This window comes from uncultured Corynebacterium sp. (assembly GCF_947253065.1).
In the GTDB taxonomy this organism is placed as follows: Bacteria; Actinomycetota; Actinomycetes; order Mycobacteriales; family Mycobacteriaceae; genus Corynebacterium.
This window is the reverse complement of sequence record NZ_CAMXWS010000026.1, coordinates 1-26771: the sequence shown is the minus strand read 5'-3', so window position 1 is coordinate 26771 and position 26771 is coordinate 1. Positions and strand designations below refer to the sequence as shown.

Sequence of the window (26771 nt, the reverse complement as noted above, 5' to 3'; positions counted from 1 at the left end):
GCACGAGGGAAAGCGCCCCCAAAGGAAGCGACTTAGGGCAGGAAGATCGCGTCGATGATCGCGCCGGCATCGAGTGCCACGGACTTTTGGGAGTGGTCCTCGAGGTTCTTCACGGTGACTTCACCAGTTTCGAGCTCGCGGTCACCGAGGACAAGCGCGGTGTGGGCACCAGAGCGGTCCGCACCCTTCATTGCGCCCTTAAGCCCGCGACCGCCGTAGGCCATGTCGGCGGAGATGCCGTTGGCGCGGAGTTCGTCGATAAGCTGCGCCATCTTCTTGGTGGCTTCAGCACCGATGGCGACGCCGTAGACCTGGACGCGCTGGTCAACACCGTCGATGGTGACGCCTTCGGCTTCGAGCGCGAGGATCGAACGATCAACACCGAGGCCGAAACCGATACCGGAGAGATCCTGTCCACCGATCTGGGCCATGAGCCCGTCGTAACGCCCGCCACCGCCGATGCCGGACTGTGCGCCGAGACCGTCGTGGACGAACTCGAAACAGGTCTTGGTGTAGTAATCCAAGCCACGGACCATGCGCGGATTGATCACGTACTCGATGCCCAAGTCATCGAGGGAACCCGTGACGGTTTCGAAGTGCTCGCGACAGTCCGCGTCGAGGTGGTCGAGCATGAGCGGCGCGTCGGCGGTCATCTCCTGGACCTCCGGGCGCTTGTCGTCCAGCACGCGCAACGGGTTGATCTGTGCGCGGTGACGGGTCTCCTCATCCAGTGGGAGGTCGAGCAGGAAGTCCTGCAGCTTCTGGCGGTAGGCCGGACGGCAGTTCCGGTCGCCCAGGCTGGTCAGCTCAAGGCGGAAACCAGACAAGCCGATGGAGCGGTAGCAGCGATCAGCGAGGGCGATGACTTCGACGTCGAGAAGCGGATCATCAACACCGATCGCCTCGACGCCGACCTGTTGCAACTGGCGGTAACGGCCGGCCTGCGGGCGCTCGTAACGGAAGAACGGCCCGTAGTAGTTGAGTTTGACCGGCAGCTGGCCACGGTCGAGATTGTGCTCGATGACCGCGCGCATGACGCCTGCGGTGCCCTCCGGGCGCAGAGTCACAGAGCGGTCGCCACGGTCGGCGAAGGTGTACATCTCCTTCGACACCACATCAGTCGACTCACCCACGCCACGGGCAAAGAGGGTGGTGTCCTCGAAGATCGGCAGCTCAATGTGCTGGTAGCCGGCGAGGTGCGCCTGCTTCACAAACTCCGAACGCACCGCATGGAACGTCGCGGATGCTGGTGGCACATAATCCGGCACACCTTTCGGCGCGGACAGGGGCTGAAACTTTTCGCTCTTCTCGGTGGTCACGTCGGTCGATCTTAGCGCGCCTGGCCCGCTGCCTTGAGATATGGGTTTGTGGCGCGTTCATGCGCGACCGTTGTGGCAGGCCCGTGGCCGGGCAGGACAGTCAGCGCGTCATCCAGGTCCCAGACTGGACCGGCGAGCGATCGATCCATCGCGGCGGGATCGGACAACGGCAGATCGGTACGGCCAATGGAACCGGCGAAAAGCACGTCTCCAGCGAAAACAACGTCCTCATCCAGAGCGATGAGCAATGCACATCCTGGCGAGTGCCCCGGGGCGTGCACGATACGGAAGTCCATGCCAGCGAAAGTCATGGTCTCCCCTGCCGAAAGGTGGCGCAGGTCTTCTGGCTGCTTCATAGAGTCAACTTCGAAGATCTGGCCGAAGTTGCCGGGGGCTCCCCATTTCGGGACAAGCATGACTTCATCGTCTGGGTGAATGTAGACGGGAAGCCCAAATTCAGCGCAGTCGCGGGTGTGGTCGATGTGCCCGTGGGTGAGCACGACGGCAACGAGCTCGGCACCGGCCTCTTCCACGATCTTCAGCACCTGGGCATAGGAATCTTTGCCCGGGTCAATAACGAATGCTTCCGGCGTAGCGTCAGAAGCGCCATTGCCGGAAGCATTCTCGCCGGAATTAATCACGACGTAGGTATTGGTGCCAAACGGTCCTGCGGTGAATCCTGCGATCTGCATAGCTGCCAGTGTAGACGGCATGCAGCAGACCAAAAGCGCGTTTTACTTCTCCAGCGCTGCCTTGGCGGCTTCGTAGTCGGGTTCGTTAGCGATGTCGTCGGCAAGCTGGGTGTAGACGATGTTGTGGTCCGCATCGGTGACGACAACGGAACGTGCGAGCAGGCCCTTGATTGGGGAGCCTTCCATGATCACGCCGAAGTCCTCGCCGAAGGTGGAGCGGAATGCGGAGGCGGTGACGACATTGTCAATGCCCTCGGCGCCACAGAAACGCTGCTGAGCAAACGGCAGGTCCTTGGACACGCACAACACGACTGTGTTCTCGGCGCCTGCGGCCAACTCGTTGAAACGGCGAACGGACTGGGCACATACGCCGGTGTCCACGGACGGGAAGATATTGAGCACGATGCGCTTACCAGCAAAATCAGCATCAGTGACGGTGTTCATGTCACCGCCGACCAGCTCGAAGGACGGAAGTGCACTGCCCACTGCGGGCAGTTCGCCAGAGGTGGTCGTCGGTTCATTGCGGAAAGAGATATTAGCCATGGCGCCCAGCTTAAATAAACACTTGAACGCACGCACCAGCCCCAAGCCAGGTACTGATACTCTAATTACCCATCTGACCACTGACACCTACTGATGGAGGCCGAAGTCCGTGAGCAATAACGCGCAGCGCGGCAAGGATGCCCTGAAGGATCTTGACCGTGAGCTCAAGTCCCGTGACCGCAAGGAAAAGAACAAGCCGTGGACCATCGCAGCAATGGCCCTGCTAGTCATCGCGCTTGTCGGTGGCGGTATCTACTTGGCCGCAACGTGGGGTTCGGATGAAGAGGTCGTCGCCGAAGACGAAAACAATGAGCAGACTGAACAGCCGGAGGAGATGGAGCCGGTCGCGCTGAGCAAGAAGCGCGCTACCCCGCTGGAGAAGACCGTCACCTGTTCCTATGACGAGGACGGCAATGGCGAGTTCTACAAGGGCCTGCCGGAAACTGAGAATGTTTCCACCGAGGGCACAGTGGACATCACGCTGGACACCTCCGCCGGACCGATCGGCATGACCTTGGATCGTTCTGTGTCCCCGTGCACGGTAAATGCGATTGAGTACCTGGTCGAAGAGGGCTACTACGACGACACGGTCTGCCACCGTCTGACCACCGAGGGCATCCACGTCCTCCAGTGCGGTGACCCGAGCGGCACCGGCAGCGGCGGCCCGGGCTTCACCTTCTCCGACGAGTACCCGGCCGATGACGAGGCAGAGAGCCAGAACCAGAACGTCATCTATGAGCGCGGCACCATTGCGATGGCTAATTCAGGCCCGAATACGAATGGTTCCCAGTTCTTCCTGAACTACGACGATTCCCCGCTGGCACCGGCGTACACCTACTTCGGTGAGATCAACGAGGAAGGCCTGGCCACCCTGGACAAGATCGCTGAGGCTGGGGTCGCTGAGCCGGAGAACGAGGAAGAGGCCATGATGTCCAACCCGGGCGACGGCGCTCCGAAGGAGGAAGTGAAGATCAACAAGGCCTCCATCGCCTAATTCACTCCCCTAAACCTCACTCCGCCCTTGTGTGATCTTCCACACACCGGGCGGAGTTTTTTCATATCTTTCTAAGGTCGCCACAAGGTCACTCACCCCACGCACGCTTCTCGACGCCCACCCGTCCCCCACCCGATATTTCCCACTTCAACTGTGTGGATTCGGAAATAGTTTCGTTCCTCGACGCTCACTTTTGCTCTAAGGTGCAGAAATCGGACCAATCACAACCATCACACTTTCTGAAAAATACCTGAGTAACCACGAGAAATACTTGCCGCAAACTTCTTAATAACCTTGCAGTCCCCTTGGGCCGGCTGTAATGTGTTCCACGTCAATCACGAGCTTCATTCTGAAAGGTTTATTCATGAAGATCCGTAAGGGCCTCCTTGCCGCAGCAACCGCTGCTACCGTTTCCTTCTCCGGCGTCGTCGCAGCTCCGGCTTTCGCAGCTGAGGACGGCACCAAGCCGGCTCCAGTCGCAGACCAGAACCCGGGCAAGGACGAGCCGGGCAAGGACGAGCCGGGCAAGGACGGGGGAAGCTCCAGCAACGGTGAGGGTCCGTCCCAGACCGCTAAGGACATGTTCTACGAGCAGCGCAAGGACGGCACCTGGTACATCTCCCCGTCCAAGATCACCTCTTGGATCGCTGTCTTCACCGCTGCTCTCGGTGCTATCGGCACCTTGCTCACCTTCGTTCAGAAGAACTTCGACGTGAAGTTCTAATTCTGGCTTGAGCTTTTAAGCTCGCTTTCAACCGCCGCGACTGATTCGCGGCGGTTTTTGTTTTGCCCAAAAAGTGGGGTCTTGAGGAAAGAGTGGATCTGGATTACATCGCATTGATGCCGACCTGGGGAAATAGGCCTGGATCTAGGCGGATGTGTAATCCAGATCCACGCGAGCCGCTGACAGCGTTTAAGCGGTGACGCGGTAGACGTCAAAAACGCCCTCGATATTGCGGATCTGGTTCATCAGAGTGCCCAACTGCTTGGTGTCAGAGACCTGGAAGGTGAAGCGCACGGTGGCAACGTGATCATCCGCGCAGTGGTGATTGAAGGCAATGACGGGCAACTTCTGGTCGTTGAGGACGCGTGTGAGCTCAGCGAGCAAGCCTTGCTTATCCAACGCTTCAAGCTGCATGGTGGCCAGGGATGCACCGTGGCGGGAACCGGAGTCCCACTCGACATTGATCAGGCGGGCGGATTCCTGCTTGAGCTTTTCAGCATTGGTGCAGTCAACACGGTGGACGGAGACTCCCCCGCCACGGGTGACAAAGCCGAAGATCTCGTCGCCAGGAACTGGCTGGCAGCAGCGGGCCAATTTGGCCATGACGTCGGGGGAACCTTCGACGAGGATGCCGGGGCCGTCGGTACGCGTTGGTGCTTTCAGCTCAGCGATAGGTGTGCGCGATGCCAATGCATCGACGGCATCGTCCTCATCGCCGTACATCTCCATGAGCAGGCTGGCGACGTGCTTTGCAGACACCTGGCCAGAACCGATCGCGGTGTAGAGCGCATCCACACCGTCATGGTGGAGCTGTTTTGCCACCTTGTGCATGGAATCCGCGGTGAAAAGGCGGTGCATGGGCAGACCACCGCGTTGCACCTCCGCGGCGAGGGCATCGCGACCTGCTTCGAGGTGTTCCTCGCGGCGCTCCTTGGCGAACCATTGACGGATCTTGCTGCGTGCGCGGGGGGATACAACGAATTCTTGCCAGTCACGAGATGGACCGGCATTCGTGTCCTTGGAGGTGAACACCTCCACGCGGTCACCGGATTTCAGAGTGGACTCGAGTGCGACGAGCTTTCCATTGACTTTTGCACCAATACAGCGGTGGCCGACCTCGGTGTGAACGGAATACGCAAAGTCCACCGGCGTCGACCCAGCCGGGAGATTGATCACGTCGCCCTTCGGTGTGAAACAGAAGATCTGCGCCGAGGTCAGGTCATAACGCAGTGAGTCAAGGAACTCATTGGGGTCAGCAGCTTCCTTTTGCCAGTCCAAAAGCTGTCGCATCCACGTCATCTGGTCCAGCTCAGCCTGGTCGCCCCGGTGAGAGCCCTTGGTCTCCTTGTAGCGCCAGTGCGCAGCGACACCGAATTCGGCGTTGTAGTGCATCTCGTGGGTGCGCACCTGGATTTCCAGCGGGCGGCCGGAACCGGTCATCACCGTGGTGTGCAGGGATTGATACACACCGAAGCGGGGGTTGGAGATGTAGTCCTTGAAACGACCCGGCATTGCCGAGTACAGGGCATGGACAACACCGATCGCGGCGTAGCAGTCGCTGACATTATCCACGAGTACGCGAATACCCACCAGATCGAAGATCTCGTTGAAGTCGCGGCCGCGGACAACCATCTTTTGATAGATCGACCAGTAATGCTTCGGTCGGCCCATCACCTCTGCCTTCACGCCGTTGGATTTCAGCTCAGCCTGAATCTCATTCGTGATCTCCCGCAGTGCACGGTCACGTGACGGTGCACGCTCAGCGACGAGACGGACGATCTCCTCGTACTTCTTTGGATACAGGATCGCGAAAGCGAGGTCTTCAAGTTCCCACTTGACCGTGGCCATACCCAGGCGGTGGGCCAGGGGCGCGATGACTTCCAGGGTCTCACGGGCTTTCTTCTGCTGCTTCTCCGGCGGCAAGAAGCGCATGGTGCGCATATTGTGCAGGCGGTCGCCGACCTTGATCACCAACACCCGTGGGTCCTGCGACATTGCCACGATCATCTTGCGGATGGTCTCGGCTTCAGCTGCGGCACCGAGGGCGACTTTGTCCAGCTTTGTCACGCCGTCGACAAGCCGTGCTACCTCCGGGCCGAAGTCATTGGTGAGGTCCTCCAGCGAATAGTCGGTGTCCTCGACCGTGTCGTGCAAAAGTGCGGCGATGATCGTGGTGGTGTCCATGCCGATCTCAGCACAGATCGTGGCCACCGCGAGCGGGTGCGTGATGTAGGGATCGCCCGATTTACGCATCACGCCCTCATGCAGGCGCTCAGCAGTGTCATAGGCGCGGGAGATATCCTCCGCGCTGGCCTTTGGGTGATATTTGCGGTGAATCGAGAACAGTGGCTCGATCACCGGATTCGTCTTCGGGCGCCCACCAGTAAGGGAACGGGCCAACCGAGCAGACACACTGCGCATCGACGAGCCCGTTCGCCGCTGCGGTTTGTCTTGAGACGTCATGGACCCACCTTATGCCACTGGGTAGTGGTTGTGAGCAGAAGGCTAGGCCGATTCGCGTTCGCCGCCGTTGATAACCACCAGCGGAATGCCGTCCAGACGCTCGCGGCCACCCAGGCCATCAACCTCAAGAACCACTACGCAACCTGATACAACACCACCGGCCTGTTCGATCAATTCGCGTGCGGCCATGAGGGTTCCGCCGGTGGCCAAAACATCGTCGACAAGCACGACGCGTTTGCCTTCAAGGTTCATGCCCTCAGCGGGGATTTCCAATGCGGCCTCGCCGTATTCAAGCGAGTACTCCTGGCTGATCACCGGTGGGGGCAGCTTGCCCTTCTTGCGGATCGCCAAAATGCCCTGCCCAAGATCGAAAGCCACGGCCGAGCCGAGCAGGAATCCACGGGCATCCAGGCCACCAATCATGTCCGAGCCCAGGTTCCCGCATGCTTCGGCCATTTCGGCGATGAGCACCTTCAGTGCGTCACCATCAGCTAGCACAGGCGTGAGGTCCTCGAACAAGACACCCTTCTCCGGGAAGTCCTGAACATAACGCATGCGCGCCGCGAGGGCTTCACGCGCGTTGAGGTACTTCGGGGCAGGCCCATGTTCGTTCAAAGCAGATTCTTTCGGCGAATGTGCAGGCAAAGTCGAACCATCCGGTTGATCGGGAGTAGTCACGGTCTACTAGTTGTCTTTCTTCTCCGTTGTGGGTTCCAGACCGGGAACGTGCCAGCGGTCCATGTTCCAGCCGATTCCGACAGGGCCAGTGTAGACCACCACATTTTTAATGCTGTTATCCACAATGAACGTGCGTGGCTGCGGGGCGAGCGGGATCGACGGAACCTCGTCCCACAGGCGACGTTCCTCGGCACGCAGGCTGCGCAGTTCCTCCGAGCGAGAGGTGGCGGATTCATATTCCATCATCGGATCAACCGCACCGATGTACGCATCGATCTTGCCGCCACGGTCAAGCTCACCCATCTCATTCCACACGGGTTCTTCGGAGAGCAGGTCCGCACGAGTCTTGCCGTTACCGGTGACATCCGTAATGGTGATGCCAGCCGGCTCGCACGACTTCTTCATGGCCTCAACCATGGCGTGGAAACGCGTGCTGGGCACCGGGTACGCAACCTGCAGCTCCAGGCCCTGCGCGACGCGTGCGCCCTCAATGTCGACATTCAGATGCGGGTATGCGATATCACCTAGACGACGCGACATCGGGTCATTGTGCGTGAGCACGTGCACAGGAGACGGCGGAATCTCAATGCCAGCAACGCTTGACGACGCCGCCGCTACCGCCCGCAGGTCCAGACACTTCGCCAAGGCCTGACGGTTTTCCTTCAGCGCCCACGGACCAGCATCGGCGAAGACGAGCGTGTCCGTCATTTCACCAATAACGGTCTGAAGTTCCTGGTGGGCTTCTGGGGACTGGGGGTCCACGGAGTCGGATGCTGGGGTCTCCCCTGCCTCGCTGGCCTCAGATTCGTCGGCCTGCTTGCCGTCCTTACCCGTACGCACATCATCGGCATTCGCACCGTCGTCTGGCTCAGGCGGCGCCTGGTACCACTCCGGGTTGTAGTCATTTAGGTCACCGACCATCAAAGCGCCAGCTTCCTGGAGCTCAGCGGAATCCTTGGTGGACGGCCACACGACAATCTTGGACACCTCTGGGGCATCGCCGTAATACTTGTCGTTCGGGACCAAGACGACCTCGCCTTCATCACCGACCGACTCGATCTTGAATGGGCCGTAAGAGACCTGGAGTTCAGGATCGAATTTGTCCAGGGCATAACCGAACCGCCACACATGCGCTGCACGGCCAAGCAGCTCTTGGTCGCCCTGTTGCAAACCAGCGGTCAGATCCGCTGTTTCCATTCCGAGCTTTTTGGCAATCGCGTGAGCAGGAAGCACAGTGCCGGCACCGAAGAGCTCCCGCCAACGTCCACCCTTGCCCTGCTGGAAGACAACAGTGAACTGCTTGGATCCCGGAGTGCAATCAACCCGCTCAACCTGCTGCATCTGCGGCATGTGCGAGGAAAAAACATCCGGGTTAGAGCCCGCAGCGAATGCGAAAGCATAATCGTCGCACGTCACCGGGACGCCATCAGAGAATTCAGCCTGATCCGACAAGGTGTAAATCACCTGGCGCTGCGGGCCGGGCAGAACCTGAGTGGACACCAGATCAGTATTAGGGATGCGCTGTCCCGAAGGACCCGGAATGAACGCGCCTGGGAAGATCCGGCCGGACAGGCGCTGCATCTTCAGCGAGTCACCGAGGTTGGTGGCCGCATTCGTGGTCACCAACGGAACCGGAAGCTGGTAGCCGAAATAGTCCAGGGCAGTCGGATCCTTCGGGTCCTTATCCGCACTAGAGCAGCCCGCCATGAGCGTGGCCACTGCGGTGATGGCTGCGGCCACGCGCACCAGATGCTTGCGACTCACGGTGATTCTTCTTCCCTATTTCCTCAACTGTGTTGACTACTTTTAGTCTTTTCTACCCCTGGTTCGGACGCCACGTCGCCGTCGATTGGCGGCCCGGCTCCGTCGCATGGGTCGTTTCCGTCTCGGCGTGCGGAACGGTCACGGTCCGCTTGCCAGCGGGAACAGCGGTGGAGTCAGCGTCGGTGGAGTCCACGTCGGCGTCGATAAGCGCTGCTTCGCCCTTGCCAGCGCGGAATTCCGCGACCTTCTTGTTGTGCTCCTTGTATTTGCGCTGCGAATTTACCAGCGTGACCAGCAGCGAGGATGCGAGGAACAGCGAGGAAATAACGCCCTCGACAACACCGATCAACTGGATCAGGGCGAGGTCCTGCAAGGTACCAACACCGAGGAGCCACACAGCCACAATCATCAACGCGATGATCGGCAGGGCCGAGATAACCGAGGTGGAGATAGAACGCATCAAGGTCTCATTCACCGCGAGGTTCGTCTCCTCCGCGTAAGTAGAACGGCGGGAATCAAGCACGCCTTCGGTATTTTCCTTGACCTTGTCAAAGACGATCACCGTGTCATACAGCGAGAACGTCAGAACGGTCAGAAGACCGATGATCATCGCTGGGGTGACCTCGAGACCGAACAGGGAGTAGATGCCGAGGATGACCACGCCGTCGAAAAGCAATGCCACCATGGCTGCGATCGCCATGTTGCGCTGAAGGCGGACCGCCACGTATACGGCTGCAGCGACCAGGAAGATCACCATCGACAACAGCATGCGGTTGGTGATCGTCGAACCCCAGGACTCAGAAACCGTGGAGTCACCAATCGCATCCGGCGAAGGCTGGCCGGTGGAATCCAGCGGCTGGTACTCGGTGTAGATCGCCTCGCGTGCGGCATCGATCTGCTCCTGCGTCAAACGCTCGGAGTTGATCTCGAGTGTGCGCGAATCGCCGGCACCGACGATCTGCGTCAGCTCCGGTGTGACACCGGTGGCATCGACAAAGGTGTCCTCCACTTGCTCTGCCACGAGCTCGCCGGCAGGCATGGACATCTTCGTGCCGCCCTCGAAGTCGATACCGAGGTTGAAGCCGCGCAGCAGCATCGCCACGGCGGAGATAACCACCAAGCCGATCGCGATGGCGTACCACAGCTTCGAGCGACCAACGAAGTCGATGGCGCCCTTGCCCTCGTACAGGCGCTCGGTGCCCGTCGCCTTGGTTTCATTCAGTTCTGTTTCTTCAGCAGTCGACAAAGTTGCAGCGTTCGTTGAGGTGCTCATGTTCTATTTCTCCTCTTCGCTGGAAGCCGCAACCGGCTCGGCTACGCGCTTGGAGGTGCTTGCGGAAACTTTCTTGTTGCGGCCAGCATCGAAAGCCTTGGCCATGCCGTTGACGGATGGCTTCGCCCAGAACTTGCTGCGCGACGCCAAGATCATCAGCGGTGCGGTGACAAGGAAGGTGACCAGCAGGTCGAAGATGGTGGTCAAGCCCATGGTGAAGGCGAAGCCCTTAACCTCGCCGACAGCGAGGAAGTAAATGATCACTGCACCGATGAGGGTGACCATGTTGCCTGTGATGATCGTGTCCTTCGCGCGCTCCCAACCATTAAGCGTTGCCGAGCGGAAGGTTCTGCCCCGGCGCACCTCGTCCTTGATGCGTTCGTAGAGAACCACGAAGGAGTCTGCCGTCGTACCAATACCGATGATCAGACCAGCAACACCCGACAGGTCGAGCGTGTAGCCGATCCAGCGACCCAGCAGCACGAGCGAGCCGTACACCAGCAGACCAGCGGACAGCAGAGTGAACAGGGAGATCAGGCCATAGAGGCGGTAGTAGACGAACACGAAGATCGCCACCATGGCCAGGCCAACCAGACCCGCGATAAAGCCTGCCTTCAGCGATGCGGTACCCAGTGACGGCGGGACGGTCAGTGCAGTACCGCCCGGCTCACCATTCTCACCAGCAAAAGACAGCGGGAGCGCACCGTAGCGCAGGTTATTTGCCAGCCCCTCAGCTTCTTCCTGAGTGAACTGGCCGGTAATGGAAGTAGCGGATCCCACCGGAGTCGGCGACTGAATCTGCGGGGCGGAGATCACCTGGGAATCCAGTGTGATCGCGATCTGCTGCTGGAGCATCTCCGCAGTCAGTGCCGCCCAGGTAGAGGAACCATTGAACTCGCCGTCCTGCTTGAACGCGAAGTTGATCTCCATCTGGCCAGTCTGAGTGTTGAATCCACCGGTGATCGGGCGGTTCGTATCAATCTGGCTACCCGTCAGGCGCGGGCCGTCCGGATCCTCAACGCCCTGCAGCAGCGGAACCGGATCCAAAAGCAGTGCCTGGCCGGAATTCGAATCACATGCCACCAGCGGACGCTTCGGGTCGTCGGTGCCTGCCAACGGATCAACAGGTGCCGGGCTGTCCTCGGTTGCCGGCTGGCACTTCATCAGCCAGGAAGCAGCCTGCAGCTTGGTCTCGTCCTCAGCCTGGCGGTCCTCGCGGAGCATTGCCGTAGTCTCCTGTCGGAAGTCAGCAGACTCAAGGCTGTTCTCCGGCTCCGGCTTCGGCTCAGCAGTGATTTCAGGTGCCTCGATCGGCTCAACATTCGCGATCGGCTGGGCATCTTCGCCCTGCTCTTCCTGCGCCTTCTTCATCGCCTCTGCTTGCTGGTTATAAGCATCCGCGAAGTTGGTCATCGCCGTCTTTGCATCCTCAGGCGTGATCACGCGGTACTCAACCCAGCGGTTGGCCATATCCTGCAGCACGTTCGGGAAGTTCGCCTGGTCGACCTGCTGCGAAGGCTGTGCGACCGGACGGAACATCAGCTGCGATGTCTGACCAATATTGCGGACCTCCGCCGAATCCTCACCCGAAACGGTGATGACAAGGGTGTTGCCATCCACCACGACAGAAGCGTCAGAAACACCCATGCCGTTGACGCGGTTCTCCAGAATGGTGCGCGCCTGATTCAGCTGATCAGAGGTCGGCTCTTCACCCTGCGGCACGAGCGTGACGCGGGTACCACCGCGAAGGTCAATGCCCAGTTTCGGGGATGCTTCACGGTCCCCGGTGAGGAAGACCAGAGCATATGTCGCGATCAAAATGAGACCGAACAGCGCGATCGCGCGCTTCGGCCACGCTCGCTTCGCCCCTCCCTCACGGGCCGGTCGCCTACCTGACGTTTTCGAAGTCACGTACGTGTTCTCCTCATTGCTGCTCTATCCACCCTAAGGCGGCAACCGGCCGTAGGACCGCTCAGAAAAGCGGACTAGGTCTGCCCCGATCAAGGTGGTCTTGCCGTTGTCTTTTCCCGCCCAGCCCAGACACAGAGGTGCTGCGCCAATCCTAAAGCTAGAAAAGGTCCAAACAGTGATCGTACGTCATGGACGCGGAAATGATTAAGCCCGGCGTGACTTTTCTGGTCACATGCCGGGCTATGGCGAAAGCTACGTCACTTTGAAAGTGACGTGTCTATCGTTCTTCTCTCGCCTGATCGTCGCCGAGCTCACTGATGTCATCCGCCTCAACGTCTTCGACGCGTGCGGCGTTCTCAGCAGTCGCAGCGTTCTGCTCATCACCCAGCACCTTGTACACGCCTTCGCGCTCCATCTTCACCACGGTGCCAGGAGCGATCTCAACATCGACGGTGCTCTCCCCCGCTGCGACGATCACACCGTGAAAACCAGACACGGAAATGATCTGATCGCCCGGCTTCGCGGAAGCCTGGAGCGCACGAGCTTTTTCCACTCGCTTCCGGTTTGAACGCGACAGCAGGATGCTGGGCAGCGCGAACATGGCGAAGACAAGGAGTATAAGAAGGTATTCCATGGTCAACCATTGTGGCATACCTGGGGATGTCCCCACAGATCCGCTCTGTACAGATCCTCCCCGTCACGAAAGACAGGCGACTAATAAAGGTGAAGCTGCCCCGGCGCTTCCGGCGGCGGAGTCATGCCCAGGTGGTGCCACGCTGCGGCGGTAGCAACACGACCACGACCGGTGCGGGCCATCAGGCCGGCACGAACGAGGTACGGTTCGCAAACTTCCTCCACCGTCGAGGGCTCCTCGCCCACCGCGATGGCCAACGTTGAAACACCAACTGGGCCACCACCGTGACTGCGGATCAATGTATCCAGAACAGCACGGTCAAGCCGGTCGAGGCCCAACTCATCGACATCAAAGACATCGAGCGCCTGCTGTGCGGCTTCCACAGTCACGCGACCATCGCCGTTAACTTCCGCCCAGTCACGCACACGACGCAGCAGACGGTTCGCGATACGCGGAGTGCCGCGGGAACGGGAACCGATCTCCACAGCAGCATCTTGATCAATTTCCACACCCAGGATCGATGCGGCACGGATGATCACATCGGTCAGATCCGCGACGTCGTAGAACTCCATCTGCGCAGTGAAACCGAAGCGGTCCCGCAAAGGGCCGGTGAGCATGCCTGCACGCGTGGTCGCACCGACCAGGGTGAACGGCGGGATCTCCAGCGGAATCGACGTGGCGCCCGGGCCTTTGCCCACGATGACATCGATGCGGAAATCCTCCATCGCCATGTAGAGCATTTCTTCCGCCGGACGCGCGATGCGGTGAATCTCATCAATGAAGAGCACATCGCCCTCCATCAAATTCGACAGCATGGCCGCCAGATCACCAGCACGCTCCAGCGCTGGACCGGACGTCATGCGTAACGACGTCCCGAGCTCCTGCGCCACGATCATCGCCATCGTGGTCTTGCCCAGTCCCGGCGGCCCGGACAGCAAAATATGGTCCGGTGTCACATTGCGTTTCTTCGCGCCGGTGAGCACGAGTCCGAGCTGCTCGCGCACCTTGGGTTGTCCGATGAATTCATCGATCGATTTCGGGCGCAGCGATTTTTCAAAATCGCGTTCCTCAGTGTGCTCATTGGCATCCACTGGGGAATCGACCTGCCGGGCAAGATCTGGCGGCAGTTCGAATTCCGTCTTTTCCACATCAGACATTCGGCGCGACCTCCTCGACTACTTTTTACCCAAGCGATTCAGTGCGCTGCGCAACAACACAGACGATTCAGCGTCCGGGCTCTCCTCGACCACAGCATCAACCGCGGTGCGCGCGCTTTTCTCTGGGAAGCCGAGGCCGACGAGAGCTTCCACGACCTGCTCCGTAGCCAAAGACGCGCCCTTGGATTGATTGGGGACTGCGGCGACTGCCGCGCCTGGCTGCTCGCCGTAGAGCCCGGCGAGCTTGTCCTTGAGTTCCAAGATGAGGCGATCTGCCATCTTTTTGCCCACACCTGGGATCGACTGAATCGTCTTCGAGTCACCCGCAGTGATGTGGCCAGCTAGTTCCGCTGGCTCAAATACGGACAAAGATGCCAACGCCAGTTTCGGGCCAAGTCCTGTCACCGTGGTCAGCCGGTGGAACATGTCACGCGCATCGTCGTCACTGAAGCCATACAGCGTCATCGCGTCTTCTTTGACCACCAGCGTGGTCAGCACACGGGCATTCTCCCCACGGACAAGACGCCCCAGCGTGGGTGGCGTGGCCAAAAAGCGGTAGCCCACACCGCCGCATTCGATGACACCGTGGTCCAACCCGATGGAGATGACTTCCCCGTTGAGCGAATCAATCACTGTCTAAAGCTCCTTTTTCCAGTTAATGCCGCAGCCGCTTGAGTCCGTGCCAGAAGTGGCGCACGCCAACAGTGACACACAGCGATCGCCAGTGCATCCGCCGCGTCCGCTGGCTTTGGTGGTGCGCTTAAGCCCAGAATGCGCGTGATCATCGCGGTCATCTGTTTCTTATCCGCACGACCATTGCCCGAAATAGCCTTCTTGACCTCGGACGGGGTGTACATATACACCGGGATATCGCGCTGCGCGGCGGCCAACACCATCACTCCGACGGCATGGGCGGTGTGCATGACGGTAGAGACATTGCTGCGTTCGAAGATGCGCTCCATCGCCACGACATCCGGCTTGTAATCGTCCAACCATTCGTTGACCGCATTGGACAACCGCAGCAGGCGCTCAGCCAACTCCGCGTCCGATGGGGTGCGCACGACACCGACGGCGACCGGAATGACCTGGCGGCCTTTTCCTGTTTGCAGCACAGACAGACCGCACCGGGTCAGTCCCGGGTCGATCCCCATTACGCGCAAGCCCTCCGTCGTAGTCACACATTTGTTCTACCACACGGGCTGAACACAACTAGGCTGCAACGCGAACGGACCCGGCAAAAAGCCAGGTCCGTGAGCTAAAACGCCACAGCGTTCTTATTCGTTAGCCAGAGCCTCAGCCACCTCATCCGACATCGTCGAATTGGTGTACACATTCTGAACGTCGTCGGCGTCCTCGAGTGCGTCGATAAGCTTTTCAAGCTTCTTCGCAGCATCAAGATCCAAATCGACCTCGACCGATGCGCGGAAATCCTGCTCGGTGTCTTCGACCTCGATATCTGCCTCACGCAGCGCATCGCGCACAGCGTACAGGTCGGTGGCCTCCGAGACGATCTCGAAGTGCTCGCCCAGATCGTTGACTTCCTCGGCACCGGCTTCGAGCACGGCAAGAAGCAGATCATCCTCAGTCAGGTCACCCTTGACCACGGTGTTCACGCCCTTACGGCTGAACATATAAGCAACGGAACCGGACTCACCCAGGTTGCCGCCATTCTTGGTCATCGCAGTGCGGACCTCAGTAGCCGCACGGTTACGGTTGTCGGTCAGGCATTGGATGAGCATGGCAACACCATTCGGGCCGTAGCCCTCGTAGGTGATGTCTTCCCAGTCAGAACCGCCAGCTTCTTCACCAGAGCCACGCTTGCGGGCACGCTCAATATTGTCCTTCGGCACAGAAGCCTTCTGTGCCTTGCGGATCATGTCGTCGAGGGTCGGGTTACCAGCTGGGTCACCGCCACCAGTACGTGCCGCAACCTCGATGTCCTTGATCAGCTTCGCCCACAGCTTGGAGCGCTTCGCGTCGTTAGCGGCTTTCTTGTGCTTGGTAGTAGCCCATTTTGAGTGGCCTGCCATGCGCCTTCCCCTTTCCTCTGGCTAAAAGTGTCGGCTGTTCAGTATACGCGCGCATTACCTCGACGTTTTTTGGGGCGGGAAGTCGGCGCGTCTACGAATAGGAGACTCCACCCTCGCGCAAAGTTCGTGTCAGGCCCTCCTGAACTGTCATGGCGACGAGGTTGCCCTGGCGGTCGAAAATGCGCCCCTGCGTCAGAGCACGAGCACCGTGAGCGGAGGGTGAGACCTGGTCGTAGAGCATCCATTCGTCGGCTCGGAATGGGCGCAGGAACCACATCGCGTGATCCAGTGATGCCATCTGCACCTCGTGGTCGCGGTGTGGCACGAGCGCCGAGTGCAGCAACGTCAGGTCCGACATGTAGGCCAGCGTACAAATGTGGAAGGTCTGGTCATCCGGCAGCTGTCGCTTAGATTTGAACCACACCACCTGCTGGCTCGGGGTGTACGGGTTGTGCTCGAAATCCTCGTCCGGAACGATGCGCACATCCCAGTCCTTGGACCACATGGAGAAGAATTTCAGTGGCCCACCGGCTTCCTCCAGCGGGATCACATCTTCCGGATCCGGCACGGCGCGCATCTTGTCGGAGTGTTCAATGCCTTCATCGTCCGTGATGTGGAAGCTGACCTGCAGCGAGAAAACTGTCTCCCCGCCCTGAACGGCATCGACGATACGGGTGGCAAAGCTGCGACCGTCACGTACTCGGCGCACCACGAAGACCATGTCCTTATCCGCTTGGCCGGGGCGGATGAAATAGCTATGGAGTGAGTGGACAAGCTTGCCATCACTCACCGTCTTCGTCGCAGCAGACAGTGCTTGCGCTGCAACTTGCCCGCCGTACGTCCGCTGCAGACCGGAGTACACGCCCGTGCCACGGAAGATATTGTCGTCCAGCTGCTCCAGGTTCAGGATCTCATCGATACTGGGAATGTCGAACTGCATGTGACATAACTTACACCTTCTAGCGCGTTAGCTTTCATAGTTTCGACACCAGAAAAACCAGGTTTAAATACCGCGCGTCCCGGAATCGACACTTCTAAATTGCGGCATCGGCGCAGTTCCAGCCAAACCCAAGGCACGCACTCCGGGTTTCAAGCGCACTGCGCGAGTCGCCGAAACAGCATCGTTGTAGAGCCGTAGCGCCAAATCTGCCTGACGCTGTGCAGCACCAAGCGCTTCGCGTGCAGCGGCATCATCAGTAGTCGTGTCCACGACTCGCGCCAGCACATCACGGTGTGCAATCGCCGCGTCGAGAGAGTCTCGCGCACGATCAAGCCGGATGTGTAGACGATCAAGCCGTCGAGCTGTCAGCACCGCCCAGACCACGATGGTGAAAACAACAGCAAGAGTCAGGTAAAGAAGAACATTTGCCATGCCCATCACCCGCTTCCCGTTGATCTCCCAATCGTTTGTCCAGCTACAGCAGCGTAGACAGCCTCAACCTCATCAGCCACCACCGCCCAGTCATAACGCCGTGCGCGTTTCGTACCGGCTTCCACGAGTTTGCTGCGTGCACCCGGGTCACGAATCAGCCTCTGCAGCGTCACCGCGAGCGCATTCGCATCGCCCACAGGAAATAACTCACCCGCCGGCGTCTCAGTTTCCCCACCACAGACATCCACGAATGCTTCCAGGTCACTTGCCACCACCGCGCAACCAGCAGCCATAGCCTCAACCAGCACGATGCCAAAGGATTCACCGCCGGTATTCGGCGCGACATAAATATCAGCAGCTGCCAACAACCGCGCCTTATCTTCCTCACTCACCCGCCCAACGAATTCCACATTTTGCGGCACATTCCCATGCGGACGGGCCCCACCGCCGATCACCGTCACTCGCGGGGAGTCATCCATGATCTGTAGAGCGTCCAGCAGAATCGACAGCCCTTTACGCGGTTCGTCATAACGGCCCAAAAACACAATATGCGCGGGAGCATCGCTTATCGACGCCGCGTCTGCCCCACCATCTCTCCCTTCTTCACGCGACGCGTCCTCACGCGCGCGGGCATGAAGGAATCTGTTGGTCTCCACCCCATTGGGAATCAACAGCGGATCACCGCCGAGCTGTTCGACCTGCCAGCGGCGCGACATTTCACTGACAGAAATCCCGGCTTGGATCTTCTCTAGCGCCGGTCGCAGTAGAGGTCGAGCTGCTTGCAACGCTCGAGAGGACGCCGCTGAGGCATGATAGGTAGCCACCACCGGCTCACTGGCGAGAAGGAGTGCTGCCAGTGAATAACTCGGCGCATTTGGTTCGTGGATGTGCACGACATCAAATTCGCCATCGCGCAGGAACCGGTGAGTAGTCAGGAAAGTCTTCGGGCCGAATGAGATTCGGGCGACCGAACCGTTATAGGACAGCGGCACTGCTCGCCCACCAAGGGTGACATAGTCGGGGATCTCGTACCCCGACTGCGCTTTAAGCGAGGGTCTGCCCGGGCCGAGAACCTGCACTTCATACCCACGGCCAGCCAGAATCCACGCCAAGTCAAGGATATGCGCTTGAACTCCACCTGGATAGTCGAATGAATACGGGCACACCATGCCGATCCGCATGACTGATCACTGCTTCCTCGGTGTCCGGTCTACCGGCCAGATCGGCTGCAAAGCATGCCAGTCCGCTGGGTGTGCAGTGATATTTGCAGCAAATCCTGCGGCGACCCGTTGGGTCGTTTCCGGAACATCCGTCACCTTAAGTGGCGCGGATACACAATGGCCCCACCCCGGTTCAGCTGCTGTCCCGGTAAACCACGAGTGTGCGACGTGCAAGCCCGCCCCAGTCTCCAACGCCAGCTTGGCTGGACCTGCCGGCAGCGTTGTTTCCTCACCAAAGAAGTTCACTGGCACCCCGCGCGGCGTCATGTCACGCTCCCCCATCAGGCACACGATCCCACCACTGGCAAGAACTTGCTTGAGCCGTTCAAATGGTGGCTGAGCTGATCCACTCGCGGCCAGGACTTCAAAACCAAGGGACTGACGGTAGTCAACGAATGCGTCGAAAAGCGCCTCGGGCCGTAAACGCTCCGCAACTGTCGCGAATCCGCCATAACGCGAGACCAGCCACATGCCGGCCATATCCCAATTGCCTGAATGCGGAAGGGTAAGAATCAGCCCCTTACCGCGCGATAATGTTGTCTCAATGTGCTCACGGCCCTGCACTCCTGCATCGAGGCGTTCAAGCAAGTGGGGATCCCCAGCGAGAGCAGGAAGACGGAACGCCTCGTTCCAATACCGCGCGTATGAGCGCATCGCATCACGCACGAGTGCCCTCGTGACATTTTCAGCACCGACGACACGCGTGAGGTTTCGTCGCAACATGTCAGCGCCACGGCCTTGATCCGAGGCGCGATCAGCACCAAAATTGAAGAGCGTTGCTGCAACGCGCGGAGGCATGTGTCGCACGATCTTCCACCCGGCGAGATATCCGGCGGCAGAAACGCGCTCTGAACACGAGCTCGCAGGGATCGCCACGACTAATGTGTACCTTCCGCTTCAGGCAATCCGGCCGGCGGAGCGATCCGCTGACCAGCATTTGGGTCCTGCGAAGCCTTGATCAGGCGCTGCACAACCGTGCATACCGAGCCCGCCGCGAGGATCCACAGCGCGACCTCGATCGAACCGTGCACGCCGAGACCTTCCAGGAAGAGTCCGCCGAGTGCCAAGATGAGGCGCTCAGGACGCTCAATCAGCCCACCGTTGACCTTCAAGCCGCCAGCCTCAGCGCGCGCCTTGATATAACTGATCGTCTGTGACAGGGCGAGGACCACCAAGGCCACGGCCACAGTCGCTTTGTCTGCCTGATCGACGTAGATGAGCCAGAAGATAATGGCGCCGAACAATGCGCCGTCGGAAAGCCTGTCACACGACGCATCAAGCGTGGCGCCAAATGCCGTGCCGCCACCACGCAAACGCGCCATCGTGCCGTCAATCATGTCGAATGCGGCGAAGAAAATCGTCAGCACGGCAGCCAACACGAGGTGTCCTTGCGGAATCAGCGTCACCGCAGCCGCGATCGTGGCCAGCGTGCCCAAGACCGTAACGGAATTAGCCGTGAAACCGAGACGCAAAAACAGCTTTGCGACGGGCTCTGCCACCGTCGCCGCTGGTTTCCTTCCATGAAGACTGAGCACTAGGTGTCTTCCCCTTCGGAAATCTCCTCCCACCCTTGGGCAAGGAGCGCACGCGTCTCGCGCAACAGCTGAGGCAGGACCTTTGTGCCGTCGATGACCGTCATGAAATTCGAATCCCCGGCCCACCTGGGAACAACGTGCAGATGCAAATGGTCACCGACCGATCCACCCGATGCTTTGCCCAGGTTTAGCCCAACGTTGATCGCCTCCGGTTTGGACACGTGCTTGAGCGTGCGCACAGCATGTTTGGCAAAGACCATCAGCTCTGCAGTTTCCTCATCAGTGAGGTTTTCCAGCTCAGCGACCTTGCGATACGGCACGACCATCAAGTGGCCGGCGTTGTAGGGGTACAAGTTCAGCAGCGCATAAACCGTTTTGCCACGCGCAATGATTAACGCGTCTTCGTCGGACTGTTCAGGGGCAGCGAGAAAAGGATCCGCCTTGCGGCCCTTATCCCCAGGAATCTTGGAGATATACGACGAGCGGAAGGGCGCCCACAACCGCACGAGACGGTCATGGTTGCCCACGCCCGAGTCGACGTATTCCTGCGGCGCAGCAGACTCCTCTGAAACAGACGAGTCCACTGTGCTTTCGGCGTTGTTATCTGCGGCGTGCCTCAAAAGACACCTCATTCGGTTGCTCATTGATCTGATCGCTCACCCACGCGCCGATGAGTTCCACTGCCTCATCAACAGGCACGCCATTGACCTGGCTGCCATCGAGGAAGCGGAAGCTCACCGCATTTGCCTCAACATCGCGTGCGCCAGCCAGCAGCATGAACGGAACCTTGCCCTGCGTGTGCGTACGGATCTTCTTCTGCATGCGGTCGTCCGAGTGGTCGACCTCTGCACGGATACCGCGAGCACGCAGCTTCTCCGTCAGTGCATCCAAGTGCGGTGCGAAATCATCTGCCACAGGAATACCCATCACCTGGCGCGGAGCCAGCCATGCCGGGAAAGCACCGGCGTAGTGCTCAAGCAGCACGCCAAAGAAACGCTCAATGGAACCGAACAGAGCGCGGTGAATCATCACAGGACGCTTCTTCGTACCGTCCGATGCGGTGTACTCCAGGTCGAAACGCTCCGGCAGGTTGAAGTCCAGCTGGACAGTGGACATCTGCCAGGTACGACCGATCGCATCGCGTGCCTGAACAGAAATCTTCGGGCCGTAGAAAGCAGCGCCTGCCGGGTCCGGAACGAGCTCCAGGCCAGACTTCTCAGCGACAGACTGGAGAATATTCGTGGAGCGCTCCCAGATCTCATCATCACCGATGTACTTCTCCGGGTCCTTGGTGGACAACTCCAGGTAGAAATCGTCGAGGCCGTAGTCCTTCAACAGGGAAATGATGAACTCAAGCACATCGGTGAGCTCCTGCTCGAGCTGTTCCTCGGTGCAGTAAATGTGCGCATCATCCTGCGTGAAGCCACGCGCACGAGTCAGACCATGAACCACACCCGACTTCTCGTAGCGGTACACGGTGCCGAACTCGAAGAGACGCAGCGGGAGCTCACGGTAGGAACGACCGCGCGAATCGAAGATCAGGTTGTGCATCGGGCAGTTCATCGGCTTGACGTAGTAGTCCTGCGCCTGCTTGGTTACCTCGCCGGCATCATTCGTTTCGCCATCCAGCTGCATCGGCGGGAACATGCCGTCTGCATACCAATCAAGGTGGCCGGACTGCTGGAACAGATCGCCCTTGGTCACGTGCGGGGTATTCACGAACGAGTAGCCAGCCTCGATGTGACGCTTGCGGGAGTGGTTCTCCATCTCCATACGCACAATGCCGCCGTCCGGGTGGAAGACCGGTAGGCCAGAACCAACCTCGTCCGGGAAGGAGAACAGATCCATCTCGGAACCAAGGCGGCGGTGATCACGCTTCTCAGCTTCCTCGATCATGTGCTGGTATTCCTCCAGCTTCTCCTTCGACTCCCAAGCGGTGCCGTAGATGCGCTGCAGACCGGCATTGGACTGATCACCACGCCAGTACGCAGCTGAGGAACGCGTCAGGGAGAACGCCGGAATGTACTTGGTGGTGGGCACGTGCGGGCCACGGCACAGGTCATGCCACACGACTTCGTTCGTGCGCGGGTTGACATTGTCGTAGTGGGTCAGATCGCCCGCACCAACCTCCGTCGCCTCATCCGAATTCGGGTCGACAGAGCCCTTGTCCTGAATGAGTTCCAGCTTGTACGGCTCATTCTTCAGATCCTCAGCAGCTTCCTCCGCAGAATCGTAGACTCCACGAACGAATTTCTGGCCCTGCTTGATGATCTTCTTCATACGACGCTCAAGCGTCTTCAGATCCTCGGGGGTGAACGGCTCAGCGACATCGAAGTCGTAGTAGAAGCCGTCATTGATCGCCGGGCCGATGCCCAACTTGGCGTCCGGGAATTCCTCCTGCACGGCCTGTGCGAGGACGTGCGCACACGAGTGGCGGATCACGCTGCGTCCCAGTTCAGTATTGGCCGCAACCGGAATGAACTTTTCGGTCTGCTCCGGGACGTGGGAGAGATCCTTGAGGTTTCCTTCAGCATCCTGCACAACGACGATGGCGTCTTCGCCCTTATTGGGCAGCTCCAGCTCACGCATCGCTGCACCGACCGGTGTGCCGGCGGGGACCTCGAAGGGCTCGTGGTTCAGGGCAGTTGGGGCAATCCCGCTGGACATATGTTCTTCAGCGCTCCTTTTGCGCTCGTGCGGGACGGCATACCTGGCCGCGCCCGCGGTGTGTTCATATCTCAAACCCGCACCGACACTCATCGCATGATGGTTGCCGCGTGGGCACTGGGGGTGATCTTACCCCTGCCCCCGGAGTCGGTTTACCCGGACTTCCCTACTTAGTCCTTCGAATCCTCGTCGAGGGACTCCATATCGCGCACGCGCTGGTTCGCATCATCATTGCGCTGGCGGCGGCTCAACGCCGCAATTGCGACACCACCAAGCAGCAGCGCACCCAGCAGCATCCACAGCCAGTTGTATCCCGCACCAGTCTCCTGCTCTTCCTCAGCGTTGGTCTGCGCAGCATCTGCTTTCCCGTTCTCCTGGTCATCTTGCGCGACCTCCCCGCCCGGCGCGGTGCTCTCCCCTTCAGCACCGGCCGGTTCAAAGGTGAAGCTGGTCATCCCCTTTGTGGCGTGACCATCAGAGGAAGTGATCTGGTACCCGATGCGGTATTCCCCTGGCTCGGCATCGATGTCTTCTGGCAGAGCGATGGACACTTCACGCTCATTGATCTCCGGTTCGCCGCTGAAGACGACTTCGTTGTCTGCAATACGAGAAAGTGCAATCGTGTTGAAGTCATCCTTCGGCAGGCCAGAGAATTCCAGAACGATCTCTGTCGGGAATTCCGTCACCGTCGCATCAATTCCTGGGCGCGCATCCACTACCGAATCATGCGCGGAAGCATAAGGGGCGCTACCGATTGCCAGCAGTGCAGTCGCGCTTCCTGCAAGCAGTGTTCGGGTTGCTGCAGCTATCTTGGTGCGTGCCATTGAAGACTGTCTCCTCTGTTCGACATTGTCGTACGTAAATTAACGTTGCCGTACTAGTACCCCCGATGGGTAAGAAAGTTCCCACATTTTTCGCAGGTAGCGCTTTCAACTCAGCCCTGCTGTGACAAAACACCACTTTAAACGGTATGTTCACCGGGGTGATTTCCCGTGACCGTAAGCGCCGTAATAAAGCGGCTAACCCGAACCGTTGGCCGTTTTTCGCTGTCGTATCCTTGGGCCTCCTCATGGTGGCATTGGACAACTCGATTCTCTACACCGCGCTGCCCGAATTGGATGAGCAGCTCGGTGCGACAGCTTCACAGTCGCTGTGGATCATTAACGCCTATCCACTGGTGATCACTGGCTTGTTGATGGGCACTGGCACGCTGGGTGACCGCATTGGTCACCGCCGCATGTTCATCATCGGCCTGATCATCTTCGGTCTCGCTTCTCTCGCCGCGGCCTTCTCTCCTACTGTGTGGACTTTGATCGCTGCTCGTGCGTTCCTTGGCCTCGGCGCTGCGACGATGATGCCAGCCACCCTGGCGTTGATTAAGCAGATCTTCACGGAGGAGAAGGAACTCAACGTGGCCATGGGCATCTGGGTGGCATCCGCTGTCCTGGGCGCTGCACTTGGCCCGGTTGTCGGTGGCGCCTTGCTGGAATTCTTCTGGTGGGGTTCGGTCTTCTTGATCAACGTCCCAGTCGTCGTGATCGCATTGCTGTGCACGTTCTTGATTGGGCCACGCAATAAGCCAAATCCGGAAAAGCACTGGGATTTGCTGTCTTCGCTCTACGCCCTGTTCGCCCTGTCAGGTCTGACGATGACCATCAAGGAAGCCGCCCGCCTGGATACGAACCCAGCCATTCTTGTTGGCGCCATTATTGTCATGCTCATCGGCGGCTTCCTGTTCGGCCACCGACAGAAGAACATGGATGATCCGTTGCTGAAATTCGATATTTTCCGCAACCGGGTCTTCACTGGTGGCGCCATTGCCGCCGCGGGCGCAATGTTCGTCGCCATCGGCGTGGAGATGACCACGACGCAGCGCCTTCAGCTTGTCGACGGCTTCTCCCCCTTCCACGCTGGACTCGCTGTCGGTGTGGTCGGCTTCGCTGCGCTGCCATTTGCTATCGCTGGTGGCGCTTTGCTGCACCGCATTGGCTTCCAAACGATCATTGCCGGTGGTTTCTTTGGTTGCATCATCGGCGCTGTCATCGCGTGGTGGGGTTCGCATACTGACAGCTTCCCGGTCTTCCTCCTCGGGATCATCGTCGTGGGTGCCGCTGCGAACTTCTCCATGTCCGTCACGTCGACCGCCATCATTGGGGCCGCCCCGGCTGAGCGTGCTGGGATGGCTGCCAGTGTCGAGGAAGTCTCCTACGAATTCGGCACGCTGATCACCGTCGCTGTGTCGGGTTCAATGCTCACATCCCTGATGCTGTCCTTCCTGCCCCCAGAGCTCACAGACAAGGGCATGGACGCCATCTTGGACCCGGCCACCAATGCCGCTGCTTCCCCTGCATATGCGCACGCCCACGAGCTGACGATTTTCTTCCTCGCAGGCGCCGCCGCGGTTTTCTGTGCGATCACCGCGTGGTGCTTCCGTGGGAACCCTAAATCGCCGAGTGCCACGGTCAACTAGCCACTGTCACCAACATTGCTCCTGCGCCCCAAGCGGGGACGGTTGATCTTTGGCTGTAGCCTGCATCCCCACTCGGGTTAGTGTGGACTGAGCACTGGGGAGCACAACGTGTCCTCCCACGGGGTAAGGAGGTTCAACGTGGCTACAAATACTCAGCAGGACTGGGCTGGGGATGCCCAAAATGCTGCAACGGATGGCGAATTCAAGCGGGATACCACCTACATTGAAGACCGCATCGTCGCATCAGTGACCGGTGACGAACCGCAGCCCGCAGCAGAGAGCAACGGTGAAGTCCTGCACTGGCCGGTACAACCCGACCGCTATCGTCTCATCGCGGCACGCGCATGCCCGTGGGCGCACCGCGCAGTCATCGTGCGACGTCTGATGGGACTGGAAGATGTGATCTCACTGGGCCTTGCTGGGCCCACCCATGACAAGCGTTCCTGGACATTTGATTTGGATCCGGGTCAGGTCGATCCAGTACTGAAGATCCCTCGCCTGCAAGATGCCTACTTCAAGCGCTTCCCGGCTTACCCACGGGGTATCACCGTGCCCTCATTGGTGGAGGTATCCAGCGGCAAGATCGTGACCAATGATTTCAAGACCCTTGTCCGCGACTTCCAGACTCAGTGGACCGAGTACCACCGCCCGGGTGCGCCCAACCTGCTCCCGCCGGCAGAGCAGTGGGAAGAGATGGAAAACATCAACAGCACCATCTTTAAAAAATTCAATAATGGCGTGTACCGCGCAGGATTTTCGGCATCGCAAGACGCTTATGAGGAAGCGTATGCAGATGTGTTTGATTTCCTCGACTGGCTCGAAGAGCGTCTAGCCCACAGACGGTTCATTTTGGGTGAGCATATTACTGAAACCGATATCCGCACTTATGTCACTTTGGTTCGTTTTGATGCTGTCTACCACGGCCATTTCAAAACGAACCGGAACAAGATCAGCGAGATGCCGAATGTCTACGGCTACCTTCGCGAGCTGTTTCAGACTCCTGGCTTTGGCGACACCACTGACTTCACCGAGATCAAGCAGCACTACTACATCGTTCACCGTGAAGTTAATCCCACGCAGATCGTACCGGCTGGCCCAGACCTCTCTGGACTGGCTGAGCCCCACGGACGCGACCACCTGCCGGGTGCACCATTCGCTGAAGGGACCACTCTCCCAGGCGCAGCGTCTCACTCCGAGCGCCTGAAGAATCCCACGCAATTCCAGCGAGAGCTCTTTGGCTTGAGCTAGCTCGTGGTCCGACGGGGGAATGAGGGTTAAGGGGCAAAAAGTGTGTCCGGAATCGCGGATTTTTAGGGATTGACCTG

General features: G+C 59.3%; 25 protein-coding genes. 4 read left to right on the top strand and 21 right to left on the bottom strand.

What is annotated here, in order from left to right; all coding sequences use genetic code 11:
* Positions 1 to 32: 32 nt before the first annotated feature.
* The 3 genes from hisS to tpx are packed head-to-tail and all read right to left on the bottom strand — an operon-like array spanning position 33 to position 2554.
* Positions 33 to 1319: a histidine--tRNA ligase gene (gene hisS / locus Q0X21_RS07280; protein ID WP_297851214.1), complete on the bottom strand. Its 1287-nt coding sequence runs from the start codon at positions 1317 to 1319 to the stop codon at positions 33 to 35.
* A gap of 11 nt (positions 1320 to 1330) precedes the next feature.
* Entirely contained in the window at positions 1331 to 2011 is a 681-nt protein-coding gene (locus Q0X21_RS07275; RefSeq protein WP_297851213.1) for an MBL fold metallo-hydrolase, read from the bottom strand.
* A gap of 42 nt (positions 2012 to 2053) precedes the next feature.
* Positions 2054 to 2554 carry a thiol peroxidase gene (gene tpx, locus Q0X21_RS07270; protein ID WP_297851211.1) on the bottom strand — a complete coding sequence of 167 codons (501 nt, stop codon included), beginning with the start codon at positions 2552 to 2554 and terminating at the stop codon, positions 2054 to 2056.
* Positions 2555 to 2663: 109 nt separating this feature from the next.
* Here tpx and Q0X21_RS07265 point away from each other — a divergent pair, with 109 nt between their 5' ends.
* Both Q0X21_RS07265 and Q0X21_RS07260 read left to right on the top strand, forming a co-directional pair.
* A complete protein-coding gene (locus Q0X21_RS07265) occupies positions 2664 to 3548 on the top strand; it encodes a peptidylprolyl isomerase (RefSeq protein ID WP_297851210.1) in 885 nt (294 codons plus the stop codon).
* 364 nt (positions 3549 to 3912) lie between these two features.
* Positions 3913 to 4272 (top strand): hypothetical protein, encoded by a 360-nt coding sequence (locus tag Q0X21_RS07260; protein ID WP_297851209.1) that lies wholly within the window; start codon positions 3913 to 3915, stop codon positions 4270 to 4272.
* A gap of 189 nt (positions 4273 to 4461) precedes the next feature.
* Here the strand turns inward: Q0X21_RS07260 and Q0X21_RS07255 are convergent, their stop codons facing one another.
* From Q0X21_RS07255 to Q0X21_RS07170, 18 genes are all read right to left on the bottom strand, one after another.
* Complete coding sequence (locus Q0X21_RS07255; protein ID WP_297851208.1) at positions 4462 to 6735, bottom strand: bifunctional (p)ppGpp synthetase/guanosine-3',5'-bis(diphosphate) 3'-pyrophosphohydrolase; 2274 nt, start codon at positions 6733 to 6735, stop codon at positions 4462 to 4464.
* A gap of 42 nt (positions 6736 to 6777) precedes the next feature.
* Positions 6778 to 7350 (bottom strand): adenine phosphoribosyltransferase, encoded by a 573-nt coding sequence (locus tag Q0X21_RS07250; protein WP_297851217.1) that lies wholly within the window; start codon positions 7348 to 7350, stop codon positions 6778 to 6780.
* Between the two features lie 69 nt (positions 7351 to 7419).
* Positions 7420 to 9177, bottom strand: a complete 1758-nt coding sequence (locus Q0X21_RS07245) for an ABC transporter substrate-binding protein (protein ID WP_297851207.1) — start codon at positions 9175 to 9177, stop codon at positions 7420 to 7422.
* 52 nt (positions 9178 to 9229) lie between these two features.
* Complete coding sequence (secF, locus tag Q0X21_RS07240; RefSeq protein ID WP_297851205.1) at positions 9230 to 10450, bottom strand: protein translocase subunit SecF; 1221 nt, start codon at positions 10448 to 10450, stop codon at positions 9230 to 9232.
* Positions 10451 to 10453: 3 nt separating this feature from the next.
* Positions 10454 to 12361 carry a protein translocase subunit SecD gene (gene secD / locus Q0X21_RS07235; protein WP_297851204.1) on the bottom strand — a complete coding sequence of 636 codons (1908 nt, stop codon included), beginning with the start codon at positions 12359 to 12361 and terminating at the stop codon, positions 10454 to 10456.
* 277 nt (positions 12362 to 12638) lie between these two features.
* Complete coding sequence (yajC, locus tag Q0X21_RS07230; RefSeq protein ID WP_297851203.1) at positions 12639 to 12995, bottom strand: preprotein translocase subunit YajC; 357 nt, start codon at positions 12993 to 12995, stop codon at positions 12639 to 12641.
* A gap of 80 nt (positions 12996 to 13075) precedes the next feature.
* On the bottom strand, positions 13076 to 14152 hold the full coding sequence (ruvB, locus tag Q0X21_RS07225) for a Holliday junction branch migration DNA helicase RuvB (RefSeq protein WP_297851201.1): 1077 nt from the start codon (positions 14150 to 14152) through the stop codon (positions 13076 to 13078).
* 18 nt (positions 14153 to 14170) lie between these two features.
* Positions 14171 to 14785: a Holliday junction branch migration protein RuvA gene (gene ruvA, locus Q0X21_RS07220; protein WP_297851200.1), complete on the bottom strand. Its 615-nt coding sequence runs from the start codon at positions 14783 to 14785 to the stop codon at positions 14171 to 14173.
* Positions 14782 to 15303 (bottom strand): crossover junction endodeoxyribonuclease RuvC, encoded by a 522-nt coding sequence (gene ruvC, locus Q0X21_RS07215; protein ID WP_297851216.1) that lies wholly within the window; start codon positions 15301 to 15303, stop codon positions 14782 to 14784. Before ruvC ends, ruvA begins: the two co-directional genes overlap by 4 nt.
* 123 nt (positions 15304 to 15426) lie before the next feature.
* The gene (locus tag Q0X21_RS07210) at positions 15427 to 16182 is read right to left on the bottom strand and encodes a YebC/PmpR family DNA-binding transcriptional regulator (RefSeq protein WP_297851198.1); all 756 of its coding nucleotides are present in this window, start codon (positions 16180 to 16182) and stop codon (positions 15427 to 15429) included.
* 91 nt (positions 16183 to 16273) lie between these two features.
* Positions 16274 to 17122 carry an acyl-CoA thioesterase II gene (locus tag Q0X21_RS07205; protein ID WP_297851196.1) on the bottom strand — a complete coding sequence of 283 codons (849 nt, stop codon included), beginning with the start codon at positions 17120 to 17122 and terminating at the stop codon, positions 16274 to 16276.
* Positions 17123 to 17185: 63 nt separating this feature from the next.
* The gene (locus Q0X21_RS07200; RefSeq protein WP_297851194.1) at positions 17186 to 17554 is read right to left on the bottom strand and encodes a hypothetical protein; all 369 of its coding nucleotides are present in this window, start codon (positions 17552 to 17554) and stop codon (positions 17186 to 17188) included.
* Between the two features lie 5 nt (positions 17555 to 17559).
* The gene (locus Q0X21_RS07195; protein ID WP_297851193.1) at positions 17560 to 18735 is read right to left on the bottom strand and encodes a glycosyltransferase family 4 protein; all 1176 of its coding nucleotides are present in this window, start codon (positions 18733 to 18735) and stop codon (positions 17560 to 17562) included.
* 6 nt (positions 18736 to 18741) lie between these two features.
* On the bottom strand, positions 18742 to 19644 hold the full coding sequence (locus Q0X21_RS07190) for a phosphatidylinositol mannoside acyltransferase (protein ID WP_297851215.1): 903 nt from the start codon (positions 19642 to 19644) through the stop codon (positions 18742 to 18744).
* Positions 19645 to 19652: 8 nt separating this feature from the next.
* The gene (pgsA, locus tag Q0X21_RS07185; protein WP_297851190.1) at positions 19653 to 20309 is read right to left on the bottom strand and encodes a phosphatidylinositol phosphate synthase; all 657 of its coding nucleotides are present in this window, start codon (positions 20307 to 20309) and stop codon (positions 19653 to 19655) included.
* Complete coding sequence (locus Q0X21_RS07180; protein ID WP_297851188.1) at positions 20309 to 20929, bottom strand: HIT domain-containing protein; 621 nt, start codon at positions 20927 to 20929, stop codon at positions 20309 to 20311. Before Q0X21_RS07180 ends, pgsA begins: the two co-directional genes overlap by 1 nt.
* Positions 20910 to 22976 (bottom strand): threonine--tRNA ligase, encoded by a 2067-nt coding sequence (gene thrS, locus Q0X21_RS07175; RefSeq protein ID WP_297851187.1) that lies wholly within the window; start codon positions 22974 to 22976, stop codon positions 20910 to 20912. Before thrS ends, Q0X21_RS07180 begins: the two co-directional genes overlap by 20 nt.
* A gap of 170 nt (positions 22977 to 23146) precedes the next feature.
* Positions 23147 to 23800, bottom strand: coding sequence for a copper resistance CopC family protein (locus Q0X21_RS07170; protein WP_297851185.1), 654 nt, complete (start codon positions 23798 to 23800; stop codon positions 23147 to 23149).
* A gap of 146 nt (positions 23801 to 23946) precedes the next feature.
* Between Q0X21_RS07170 and Q0X21_RS07165 the strand changes: the two genes are divergently transcribed.
* Both Q0X21_RS07165 and Q0X21_RS07160 read left to right on the top strand, forming a co-directional pair.
* Positions 23947 to 25446, top strand: a complete 1500-nt coding sequence (locus tag Q0X21_RS07165; RefSeq protein WP_297851183.1) for an MFS transporter — start codon at positions 23947 to 23949, stop codon at positions 25444 to 25446.
* A 138-nt stretch (positions 25447 to 25584) separates the two neighbouring features.
* Entirely contained in the window at positions 25585 to 26694 is a 1110-nt protein-coding gene (locus Q0X21_RS07160) for a glutathione S-transferase C-terminal domain-containing protein (protein ID WP_297851181.1), read from the top strand.
* The last annotated feature ends 77 nt before the right edge of the window (positions 26695 to 26771 follow it).